At 69.5% G+C, this 11,516-nt stretch carries 9 protein-coding genes; 4 read left to right on the top strand and 5 right to left on the bottom strand.

Going from position 1 to position 11,516, the window contains the following annotated elements:
• Positions 1–427 precede the first annotated feature (427 nt).
• From BBK14_RS40360 to BBK14_RS19920, 3 genes are all read right to left on the bottom strand, one after another.
• Entirely contained in the window at positions 428–781 is a 354-nt protein-coding gene (locus BBK14_RS40360; protein WP_241831691.1) for a GGDEF domain-containing protein, read from the bottom strand.
• Between the two features lie 927 nt (positions 782–1,708).
• The gene (locus BBK14_RS19925; protein ID WP_071064736.1) at positions 1,709–4,558 is read right to left on the bottom strand and encodes a polynucleotide kinase-phosphatase; all 2,850 of its coding nucleotides are present in this window, start codon (positions 4,556–4,558) and stop codon (positions 1,709–1,711) included.
• The gene (locus BBK14_RS19920) at positions 4,555–6,150 is read right to left on the bottom strand and encodes a 3' terminal RNA ribose 2'-O-methyltransferase Hen1 (RefSeq protein ID WP_071064742.1); all 1,596 of its coding nucleotides are present in this window, start codon (positions 6,148–6,150) and stop codon (positions 4,555–4,557) included. Before BBK14_RS19920 ends, BBK14_RS19925 begins: the two co-directional genes overlap by 4 nt.
• A gap of 430 nt (positions 6,151–6,580) precedes the next feature.
• Between BBK14_RS19920 and BBK14_RS41725 the strand changes: the two genes are divergently transcribed.
• From BBK14_RS41725 to BBK14_RS40345, 4 genes are all read left to right on the top strand, one after another.
• A complete protein-coding gene (locus BBK14_RS41725) occupies positions 6,581–7,105 on the top strand; it encodes a DUF6624 domain-containing protein (RefSeq protein WP_071064734.1) in 525 nt (174 codons plus the stop codon).
• Positions 7,106–7,188: 83 nt separating this feature from the next.
• Positions 7,189–7,452, top strand: coding sequence for a hypothetical protein (locus BBK14_RS19910; protein ID WP_071064732.1), 264 nt, complete (start codon positions 7,189–7,191; stop codon positions 7,450–7,452).
• 89 nt (positions 7,453–7,541) lie between these two features.
• Positions 7,542–8,318, top strand: a complete 777-nt coding sequence (locus BBK14_RS40350; RefSeq protein WP_241831688.1) for a hypothetical protein — start codon at positions 7,542–7,544, stop codon at positions 8,316–8,318.
• The gene (locus tag BBK14_RS40345) at positions 8,234–8,992 is read left to right on the top strand and encodes a DUF2786 domain-containing protein (RefSeq protein ID WP_241831687.1); all 759 of its coding nucleotides are present in this window, start codon (positions 8,234–8,236) and stop codon (positions 8,990–8,992) included. Before BBK14_RS40350 ends, BBK14_RS40345 begins: the two co-directional genes overlap by 85 nt.
• On the opposite strand, the gene fxlM is transcribed toward BBK14_RS40345, so the two are convergent.
• Positions 8,928–10,205 carry a methyltransferase, FxLD system gene (fxlM, locus tag BBK14_RS19900; RefSeq protein WP_241831686.1) on the bottom strand — a complete coding sequence of 426 codons (1,278 nt, stop codon included), beginning with the start codon at positions 10,203–10,205 and terminating at the stop codon, positions 8,928–8,930. The two genes, BBK14_RS40345 and fxlM, sit on opposite strands and share 65 nt — an antisense overlap.
• Positions 10,206–10,397: 192 nt before the next feature.
• Positions 10,398–11,516 (bottom strand): restriction endonuclease, encoded by a 1,119-nt coding sequence (locus tag BBK14_RS35600; protein WP_083391104.1) that lies wholly within the window; start codon positions 11,514–11,516, stop codon positions 10,398–10,400.

Below are 11,516 nucleotides of genomic sequence, written 5' to 3'. Positions count from 1 at the left end.
TCGCGCAGTCCCATCCGTGGTTCCGCCAGTGGTATGCGGCCTGGAGCGACGCTTTCGGTCATTTGGCTGTCGACAGCCTGGACGCGCGTTCCCAGTGACACGTGCGGTGGGAGTTTCTGGACACGGCTCTTGCCTCATGACCTGACCACCTGGGCTTCACCACAGAGTTGGCGAACGGTCGAGTCTTGGCGAAGGGCGGACCCGCAGGCGGGTGATCACCGGTGGGAGCCCGCATAGGGCTGGCCCGCAAACGACAGCGGACGTTCATGGACCCCGGCGGACGCCCCACCAGACCCGCAGGCGGCCAGGCAGGACCAGCCCTCGTGCCTGAGCCGGGGACCGCCAGCACGGGGTCCAGCTGTCGGTCAACGTGCCGGCGGCGTCGAAGTTCGCCCCGCCGCGGTACGAGGCGACCTGGCGGCGAGGCTCAACCTGCCATGCTTCGCTCGTAGATGATGTAACGGTTCCGCCCGCGCCGTTTCGCCACATACATCGCGAGGTCGGATGCATGCAGAAGATCCTCGGAGTCCGTTAGTTCTGGAGCGGACACGGCGGCCCCGACGCTGGCAGTGACCGCCGGCCTGCCACGTGATGCAGCCAGCGTAAAGGCCTCGACTATACGGTCGGCGATTTCTCTGACCTCGTCGACCGAGGTGACATCCTCGCACAGAACCGCGAACTCGTCACCGGCGAGCCGGGCAACGGTATCGCCGGGCCGGACGGTCCGCCGGAGCCGCGTCGCCGCTTCGCGGAGCAGATTGTCGCCCGCGCGGTGGCCCAGCGCGTCGTTAACCGCTTTGAAGCCATCGAGATCGACGAACAGGAAGCAACCCGACCTGAAAGTCGCCGGGATCTGAGGAGCGCCCTGCCCAGCTTCATGAGGAATTACGTACGGTTCGGCAGGCCAGTGAGGGCATCTTGTAGGGAACTACGTTTCGCGGAACTCGCGCGTGTGCGTTCACTTTCATGGACGCGCGCCAGTGCCAAGCTGGACGAGATCTGATCTGCGATCGTTTCGAGAAATATTCGATAGTCGTGGTCAAGTGCGAGCCGGTCGCTGGCCCCGGCGATGAGGAGACCCACGGGCGTCGCGCTCCTGCGGCCCTTCAACGTCATTGCGACCGCTGTTCTCGGAGTGGGGGAGCCGCTGGCCAGCCGGATGGATCCGCATCCTGGAAACTCCGGGAGAACCCAACTTCCCCCTTCCCTCGAGCGATATGGGCAACCCGAGAGCCCCGGGATGCTTGTCGCCGAGATGCGGTATACATGCGTCGTTATATATGTACACCAGCTCTGGGACCCACATGACAATCATCGGGAATCGGGACTCCAGGCAGATGCCGACCGACGTCCGGAGACTTGCACTCCAATTCTCAGTCGGACCGAGTGAGGTTGTCGCCCACTCCTTGGCCGCAATCACTCGACCGCGTTGTTTATATCCCCCTTTTTATATCCCCCTTTCTGTCGTCCGCGCGGCGCCCATCCATCCGCACTACGCCCCGGTATGTCGAGGGCCCGTCCARCGTGCCTCGACGACGCGGCGGGAGCCGCCGTCCCGGTTGGAACGGTCTTTCCCCGGGTGGGTATCAATAAGCCCAAAACCATACAGTCCCCGTTTCCGCGCGATCTGGATTATCGGCTTATCCGACACCCTCGCGCCATCCGTCGGCAGTTGGACGCGACCTTCGGAGAAGCCCGAAGAGCCCCGTTACAGTCGGGGGTCGACGGGCTCCGACTCCAGCGCGAGCACCGCGAAGACGCACTCGTGGACCCGCCAGAGGGGTTCGCCGGCCGCTGCGCGTTCCAGCGCTTCCAGCCCGAGGGCGTACTCCCGGAACGCCAGCGAGCGCTTGCGTCCCAGACCGCGGGAACGCAGCCGCTCCAGGTTCGCGGGCTCGGTGTAGTCGGGGCCGTAGATGATGCGGAGATACTCCCGGCCACGCACCTTCACGCCGGCCTGGGCCAGGCCGCGTTTCCCCCGGACCAGCCCGGCCAGCGGTTTGACGACCATTCCCTCGCCGCCGGCGGCGGTCAGTGCCTCCCACCACTCGACCCCGGCGGCGACCGAGGCCGGGTCGCCCGCGTCCACCTGGATCCGTTCCGTGGTGACGATGAGGTCCGGATCGGCGGCCGCCAGTCGGTCGGCGACGCCTAGGTGCCAGAGATGGTCCCGTCCCACGTGGGTCGTGCCGGCCGGCCACGAACCGCCCCAACCGGAGCCGCTCGCGGCGTCCTGCGGTGCCGGTCCCGTCGCCAGCAGCATGAACGGCGCGAACCGGACTCCGTCGAGGCCGTCCACCGGCCAGCAGTAGCGCTGGTAGGCGGCGGTGAACGCGTCGGCGTTCGCGGCCCGTCCGCGGGTGCGGTCCAGCAGGTCACCGACGTCGATCCCGCGAGCCGACGCCTGGGTGAGCGCGTCGACGGCGACTGGCAACGCGGCACGGGCGGCTGCCCCGGCGGCGGCGTACTGCCGGCGGATGAGGTCCTGGGCCTTCGCGCTCCACGGCATGATCTCCGCGTCGAACACCGCCCAGCCGGCTGCGGTCTGCGCCCAGAGTCCGCTGGCGGTCATCGCGGCCCGCAGCCGGGCGAGCAGTGCTTCGGTGCGATCGCGGTCGAAGAACGGCCGGCCGGTCCGGGTGAACACCGCGCCGGTGGTGCCGTCGGTGGCGCCGAACCGGGTCGCCGCGACTGCCTCGTCCCGGCAGACGACGGCGACTGCCCGGGAGCCCATGTGCTTCTGCTCGCACAGCAGGTCCTCGACGCCGTCCGCCCGGTAGGCCTCGAAGGCGTCCGCCGGATGTTCGAGCAGGCCGGGGAGCTTCGAGGTGGGTGGCGGGCTCATCGTCGGCGGCAGGTGGACGAGCCAGCGCGGGTCGAGGGCGAAGCGGCTCATCACCTCCAGAGCGGCGAGGGCGTTCTCCTCCCGCACCTGCACCCTGCCCCCGTGCCTCGTCTCGACGATCCGCCGGCCGAGTACGTCGGTCACGTCCAGGATCTCCAGGCCCGCGCCCGCCGTGCCCGTGCCCGTGCCCGTCGAGACTGTGCCCGCCGACCGCGCCGGCTCTGACGGTGACAGCAGCGGGAATGACGAGAGCAGCGCCTCGGCTGACGGCAGTGCCTCGGCTGACACCAGCGGTCCGGTTGTGGGAGGCGACCCGGCCGAGAGCGGTGACCCGGCCGAGAGCGGCGACTCGGCCGGCGCCGGGTCCGTGGGGCCCGTCCCGTTCCCGGTGGTCGGGCGGATCGGCTCGAAGTAGACCTGCGCCGCCGGCACGGAGACCAGTTCCCGCTCGGGATACCGCAGTGCGGTCAGCCGTCCACCGAAGACGCAGCCGGTGTCGAGGCAGATCGTGTTGTTCACCCACTCGGGCTCGGGGACGGGCGTGTGACCGTAGGCCACCATCGCCTTGCCCCGGTAGTCCCGTGCCCACGGGTAGCGGACCGGTAGTCCGTACTCGTCGGTCTCACCGGTGGTGTCGCCGTAGAGCGCGAACGACCGCACCCGGCCCGACGCCCGCCCGTGGTACGCCTCCTTCAGCCCGGCGTGCGCGACGACCAGGCGGCCCTCGTCGAACACCAGGTGTGAGACCAGCCCGTCGCAGAACCGGTCGACCTCGGCGCGGAAGTCGTCGCTTTCCTCGGCGAGCTGCCTGAGCGATTCCGCGAGGCCGTGGCCGATGGTCACCTTCCTTCCGCGCATAGCCCGGACGAGCTTGTTCTCGTGATTGCCCGGGACGGCGAACGCCTCGCCCGCGGCGACCATCCCCATCGCCAGCCGCAGGACGCCGGGCGTGTCCGGGCCGCGGTCCACCAGGTCACCGACGAAGACCGCGCGCCGACCGTCCGGGTGGCCCGCGCCTACCGCCCGTCCCGAGTCGTCGTGGCGCAGGGCGTAGCCGAGCCTGGTCAGGAGCTGCTCGAGTTCGGCGCGGCAGCCGTGGACGTCGCCGATCACGTCGAACGGCCCGGCGACGTCGCGCCGGTCGGTCAGCAGCCGGGTGTACTCGATCGTCGCGGCGGCGATCTCCGCCTCCGAGCGCAGGACGTGGACCCGCCGGAACCCCTCGCGGGCCAGGCCGCGCAGCGAGCGCCGCAGCTCGGCCTGCTGCCGGCGGACGACATGCGGGCCGAAGGCACGGTCGGGTCGCGCCGCGTTGCGCGCCAGGCAGACCGACTCCGGCACGTCGAGGACGATCGCGACCGGCAGCACGTCGTGCGACCTGGCCAGCTCGATCAGGGACGCGCGGGACGCGCGCTGGACGTTCGTCGCGTCGACGACCGTGAGCCGCCCGGCGGCGAGCCGCTTACCGGCGATGTAGTGCAGGACGTCGAACGCGTCGGGGGTCGCGGCCTGGTCGTTCTCGTCGTCCGCGATGAGCCCCCGGCAGGCGTCGGACGACAGCACCTGCGTCGGACGGAAATGCGCCCTGGCGAAGGTCGACTTCCCGGACCCGGTGACGCCGACGAGGACGACAAGGCAGACCTCGGGAACGGTCAGCGGCGCCTGCGGAAAGTCGGCCCCCGGCAGAGGACGGTCGCCTGTCGGTGTGCTCATCGGCCTTCCCCCGTCCCTGCTCGGTGCTCTCCGACAGTCCGGTGTTCTCCCGCCGGCAACCGTTCGAGTATCGCCAGTTGCGTGGKCTGGCCGACCTCCGGATCGTCGATGCCGACTCCACCGAGCCTGGCCGTGTAGGGGTACCGGGCGGCGAGGCCGCCGACCCAGGTGGCGAACTCGTCCCGCGTCCATTCGAAACGGTGGTCGCGGTGCCGCAGCGCACCGGACGGCAGGCCCTCGTACCGGACGTTGTACTCGATGTTCGGCGTCGTGACGATCACCAGGCGGGGCCGCKCGTGGCCCAGCACCACCTCGGCGAGCGCGGGCAGCCGGGGCGGGTCGACGTGCTCGACGACCTCGGAGAGCACGATCGCGTCCAGGCCGGTGAGGCGGCTGTCCCGGTAGGTCAGCGACGAGACGATCAGGCGCAGCCGGGCGCGGACCTGGTCGGGCATCCGCTCGATCCGCAGCCGCCGCGCGGCGAGTTCCAGTGCGCGGTGGGAGACGTCGACCGCGATGACCTCGGTGCAGGTCGGCTCGGCGAGCAGTCTCGCGACCAGCTTGCCGTCGCCGCACCCGACGTCGGCGACACGGTGCGCTTCCGAGGCGCGCAGCACCGCGAGGATCGCCCGCCGCCGCAACTCCGCCAACGCCGGCGGCCGCGTCTCGCCGACTTCGCCGATTGTGCCCTCGACGCCCTCGACGGACGGGGGCGCGTCCGAGCTGCCGGTAGCCGTGGCGCCCGAGTCGGCGTCGTCCACCTCGGCCACTTCCACCTCGGTCGCGACCAGGCCGGGCTCGAAGCCGGTGCCAAGGCTGTCGGCCGCGAGGTCGTCGACTGCCGCGAGCTGGGTGAGCGCCGCGGTGGCCAGGGCTCGGCGGTGAGCGAGATAGCGCCTGGCGATCAGTTGCCGCTCCGGATGTCCCGGCAGCCAGCCGGCCCCCTCGCGGACGAGTTTGTCGATCTCGTCCCGTCCGACGTAGTAGTGCTTCGCGTCGTCGAGGACCGGCAGCAGGACGTAGACCTGGGTGAGCGCGTCGGCGAGCCGGAGAGTCCCGGTGAGCGTGACATCGTGGTGTGGTGCGTCGCCCCACTCCGGGAACCGCGGGTCCAGCGGGAGCGGGACCGCCGCGACCTGCCACCCCAACGGTTCGAACAGCCGCCTGGCGAGATCGGCGCCGCYGGCCCGGCAGGGCAGGGACGGCAGCCTGATCTCCAGCGGCAGCGCGGTCGCGGCCAGCTCCGGCCGGGCCTTGCAGCGTCCCGCCATCGCCGTCGAGAACACCGCCGCCATCGCGACCGCGAGCAGGCTGGACGCCGCGTACGTCCGGTCGTCGACGTACTGGGCCGCGTCCGCTCCGCCCCCACCGCCGCGCCTGCCCGCGGTGCCTGCCTGCTTGCCACGCACCAGCCCGACGGGGTCGATCTCCAGTAGCAGCGCCGCGGTGCAACGCTCTTCGGTCGCCTCCGGGTAGAAGACGTGCGCGCTGCCGGCGGCGGTATCGAACCGCTGCGCCCTGTCCGGATGCTTGTGGAGCAGGAACCCCAGATCGGTGGCGGGACGGTGGGTCGTCGACACGGCGAGGAGCACCTCGCGATTCTTCCGGACCCGAACCCCACCCGTCGCCCCGATTTCGCCGGACACGTCACAGCGTCAAGGTCAAGCCCGCGGGGCAGATTCGATTCGTCGACTCGCATGGAAGCTCCGGCACGACGCGCGACGAGAGTGGCTGACTCATGTCAGGCGGATCGACAAAGTGGGAGGGCGACGGCGGAGAACGTCTGGGCCTCTACCCGGTCGCCGACGGACGGGCAGCGGATCGAGGCGGCCGAGCAGATGGCGGCCAAGCAGTAACTCGGTGCTCGACAATCTCGGCGGCCTGAAGCGCGGCACGTTCTTCGCCGCCGGTGAGGGGACCGGCTCCTACTCGATGTCCAAGCCCGGGGACGAAATATCTGCAATCGCCCAGATCTAACAAGCCAGACTGTTACGTGTTCCGCCTTGCCTGCATACTTACCGTATGGACGAGGCATTGCGGGCCGAGTTGGCGCGGCGGGTCGAGGCTGACCAAGCGATGCGTCGGGCCTGGCCAACCCGTCCTGGTGACGGCGCTGAGGAGGACGAGCTCTCCAGGTTCGGTGCGGTCGATGAGGACAACACAGCCTGGCTGAGAGGCGTTGTCACCGAGCACGGCTGGCCGGACAGTTCCCTCGTGGGCGAGGCGGGCGCGCACGATGCCTGGCTGCTGGCTCAACACGCCGATCACGATCCTGTCTTCCAGGCCGAATGCCTGGATCTGTTGGCTGCGGCGGTCGACTCCGGTGTGGCGTCCCCTGTTGATCTGGCGTATCTGACGGATCGGGTCCGGCGTGCCCGCGGCGATCTCCAGCTCTACGGCACTCAGTTCTGGTACGGAGCCGACGGCTTGGGCGAGCTGCAGCCCCAGCCGATCGCCGAACCCGACGGTCTCGACGAACGGCGAGCCGCCGCCGGGCTCGGACCTTTCGACGAGTATCGGGCCCTGATGATGAACTCGCACGGCTGACAACGCAGCACGCAACCGAGCCGCCGGACACGTCCCGCAGCCAGCCGAGATGGGTTGGGTCGCTTCGCTGGGGGATCTGTCCGATGCCCGCCGCCGTGGTCGAGGCCGGCCTGGACCGGCTCGTCGTGGAGAAGGCTTTCGCGTCCGCCCTGCGGAACACCTGCGGGCCGCGATGGCCGACCGGCGACGTTGACGGGGAGCTCGACGATGTCCTCGCGTTCGCCTACGCCGAGCGCCGACGCGACGTCTTCACGACGGCGTTGAGGTCGAAGTCGACGCCGGCCTGTTCGAACAGAGGCAGGGCGGGCTGCGCGTCACGAGGCGCTGTGATCCGTGTGTGGGTGTGAGACCCGCGCCGCCGTTCCGTCGCAGCGGAGCGGACGAAGCTGTCATCGACGGCTTGGGGAGCTCCCCGGCGGAATGCTACGGAGTGATCATGAGTACTCGCAATCGTGAGAAGCGCCGGGCCAAGCAGAAGGCGCGGGCGGAACGCGGCCGTGCGGCCGCGGCAGGACCGGGGAGCCGGTACGACGGGGAGCGTGAACAGCGCGAGCTGATCCCGCACTCGGCGCGGGCCCTGATCGCGGCCGCGCTGGACGCCCATGGCCAGGGCGATGACGCCGAGCTGGCGAACCATCTGGCGAGCCTGGCCACGCCGCCGGGAGGCGCCGGCGGCCACCGGATCGTCACCGCCTGCCTGACCTCCCTGCTCGACGGCCTCGTCGAGATGCTCTGGGAGGCGGGCTGGCAGCCCGCTGACCTGCACCGGGTTGTGAGCAGGCGGGCCGGCGTGCGGGTGGCGGCGCTCGCCGTGGACGCCGTCGCCGCGCAGATGCGTCAGTACGCCCCGTCCACCGTCGACGAACGGTGGACGGGGCAGCTGCGGGCCCTCGACGCCACCGCCTGGTGGGACGACGACGACCACTGGCTCGACGCCTGGGGTGCGCGGCACGGCTGCGGGCGTCCGGAGGTGCTCGGCGACGCCGTCGAGTTGGTCAACCTCCTGCGTGGTCTTCCTGTGATCCAGATGTTGGGCCCCGTGCCGGGCACGGCGCGGCGCGGCGCGGCGGCGCGGGTGGTGCGGGTGGTGCGGATGGTGCCGGGGGAGTCGGGGGTGGGAGCCGCAGCGTGGACCAGGGCCTCCTGGACAAGGTCCGTGCGCTGCTGGCGAAGGCCGAGTCGACCTCCTTCGCAGAAGAGGCCGAGGCGCTGACCGCCAAGGCCCAGCAGCTCATGGCACGGCACAGCATCGACGAGGCGCTACTGGCGGCCCAGCGCACTGCGACCGTGGAACCGATCGGCCGGCGGATCGGCATCGACAACCCCTACGAGGCGGCGAAAGCGATCCTGCTGAATGTGATCGCCGGCGCGAACCGCTGCCACGCGGTGTGGGCGAAGCATCTCGGTTCGAGCACTGTCGTCGGCTACCCGTCCGACATCGACGCGGTGGAACTGCTTTACACCTCGCTGCTGGTCCAGGCGACCACGGCGATGACGCACGCCGGCACCCGGCAGGACCGCCACGGACGGTCCCGCACGCGCTCGTTCCGTCAGTCGTTCCTCACCGCCTTCGCGACCCGCATCGGTGAGCGACTGCGCGTCGCGACGGAGCAGGCCAGCGCCCAGGCTGTCGCCGAGGCGGGCGACCCACGTCTCCTGCCGGTGCTTGCCTCCCGGGACGAGTCCGTCCGCGCGGCGGTCGCGGCGATGTTCCCGGAGGTCGTGGAAAAGTCGGTGAGCGGAACTGACCGCGAGGGGCTGGCCTTCGGCCGGGCCGCCGCCGACCTGGCCACCCTGCGCATCCGGGACGAGGTCGCCGGATCTAGCTCGGCGCCGGGCGGGAGCCGTGGTGGGTCGCGTCCGGGTCCGCTGGATGTGGCCAGGTGATGGTGATGCGTGTGTGGGCTCGGTCGAGGGCCCGGCCTGGTGGGAGGTTGTGGTCCGGGGTGCCGAGGGGGTGGGCGGTGATGCGGGGGTCGGGGCCGTCGCGGTGGTTGTGTTCCCAGGTGCGGATCTGGTCGGTGAGGTCTTCGGTGAGGGTGGTGGCGTCGGGGCCGAAGGCGTGGGCGCGGAACTCGTAGCGCGATTCGGTGATTTTCGGGCAGGTCAGGTAGGCGACGCTGGCACCGTTGACGACGGCGTCGCCGAGGGGCCGGCCTGCGGGCGTAAGGGGCTCCGTCGCGGCGTCCTTCGCGACGTCGATCTGGCAGTAGCCGTCGAACACGGTCGCGAGCCAGAGTTTGAGTGTGTCGAACGGGGTCATGGGTGGGAGTCGCACTCCGGTCCAGGTGTCGAGGCGTGGGCTGTCGAGGATGCCGTCGAACAGCTCGGGCTTCGTCGGGTAGTTGCCGTCGAACTGCAGGGTGATCTCGTTGCCGCGCAGCGCGAGGCGTTGCATCGGGCTGGCGCCGGCGCCCTGCATGCGTACGAAGCCGCACATCTGCGTCTCGCGGCTGACGAGCTGGTCGCCGTGCCGCTCGAACGCGACCCCGCGGCCGAGGCCGCGTAGTCGTAGCGGGACGATGAGCCGGCCGCCGTCGACGAGCTGGTCGATCCACGCCGGTGGGATGTCGACGGCCTGCGCCGTGACGATGATCGCGTCGAAGGGGGCGTGTTCGGCCGCGCCGTGCCAGCCGTCGCGGGTCAGGACCTGGACCTGGTCGTAGCCCGTGGCGGCGAGGAAGCGGGCGGCTCTGCCGGTGATGTCCGGGTCGATGTCGACCGTGGTCACCTCGCCCGCCGGACCGACGAGCTCGGCGAGAAGAGCCGCGTTGTACCCGCCCGAGCCCAGTTCCAGGCAGCGCATTCCGGCCGCCAGACGTGCCTGCTCGATCATCGTCGCCTGCAACCACGGCGCGGACACCGAGCTGGTCGCCGCGCCGTCCGCGTCGAACTTCGTCCGCACGACATCGTCGGCGTACGCCGCCTCCACCGACGCCTCGGGCGTGAACAGGTGCCGTGGCACCGCCCGGAACGCGGCCTCCACCTCTGCTGTCCGGATCCACCCACCCGAAAGCAGGCCCTCGACCAGCCGTGCGCGCAGCCCGTCCGCCTGCTCCTCGTCGAAGACAGCCGCCGGCTCATCCTGCACCACATCCACGTGGCAACACCTCCAACGCAGATCGTGATCGTCGAATCGGTTGCTGTCACCCTGCCCGATCGGAGCGAGTCACACATTCCCTGGACGACGAACATTCCGTTCGTGTCCCGCGCAGCCTCTGACCAGCGAAGACGCTCCGCACCAGGCCAACCTGTTCGCGCCCCGCGCCAACTGACAGATCAACTGCTGCCGTCACCCGCGATGTGGTCGTTGATAGTTCAACCGGATGAGGCGGCCATCTCGAAACAGCGAGATCGAGGACAGCAAGTCGGCCTTGATGCCGCGAGCACGCCGCCCCACCGCGCGCTCGTCATAAAGAAGCCAGTCTTCCAGCAGCGCCGGTAGCGAGAACTGGAGCTCAAAAGCCCGGGAGCCGTCAGCGGGCACGATCATCCAGTCGCCGGTGACAGTGCGTCGCGTCACGAACTGGATGTTTACGTTTATCTCGACTCCATGGCGTGCGACGTAAGCATCGAGCGCGAAGAGATCGGCCGGTCGCAAGGCCAGTACAAAAGGCGCGGACGGAAATGCGAAGACCAGGTTCTCGCTCAGCTGCCCGGCGGACTCGGCGGAAATTAATGCCAAACGATCGCGGGGAAGAGCTGTGGCCTCTCGCTGTGCCGGGTTTAGTTTGTCTGCCTGTCGGGCTCGGCTCGCGCGCCTCAGGAAGTCGAGCGTTTCGCCGGGGTGTTCCGTTTCGATCTCATCGGACTCCTGGTCGGTCCAAGTATTGAATGCCAGTCTGAGAGCCGTGCGGATCTGTCCAAGTGGTAACGGCGACACCAGTGAATTTCTAGCAAGATTATATAATTCATGTGCGGTGTGGTCGACGGCGCCGAGTAGCCTGGAGAAACCTGAGCTCGACAGGTCCACAAGGGAGATCTGTTGGGCGAGCGCGAACTGCTGAGCGGGCCTGGTGAAACCGGAGGTGGAGAATAGGACGTACCGGTAGTGGTAGCGCCGCATCGGGATCGCGCGTGAACCCGCCGACGCCGTCGAGTGATGCTCGTTGACATCATGGATGACTCCATGTGCATTCCGCACGTCACCGAGACCCGTCTTCATGGTGCGATATTTTGCCTCCACGAAGAGACGTAGAGGTAGCGAGAACGGTGCCGGCAAGGTCAACTCGCCGAGCACGTCGGCCTGGTGATCTGTACCACGACCGCGTACGAGGAGTCCGTGCGCGCCTCGTTTCAGCGCCTCGGGATCCTGTGTCTCGGATACCAGCAGGCGGTACCCACTATCGTGGAGGAGCCGAGCCAGTACTTCCTCCAGGACGTAGCCCCGCAGCTGCTCCAGGCTGGTCAT

The sequence above is a fragment of the Parafrankia soli genome (assembly GCF_001854695.1).
GTDB classification, from domain to species: domain Bacteria; phylum Actinomycetota; class Actinomycetes; order Frankiales; family Frankiaceae; genus Parafrankia; species Parafrankia soli.
The sequence above is the reverse complement of the archived record's forward strand: the minus strand, read 5'-3'. Positions and strand labels throughout refer to the sequence as shown.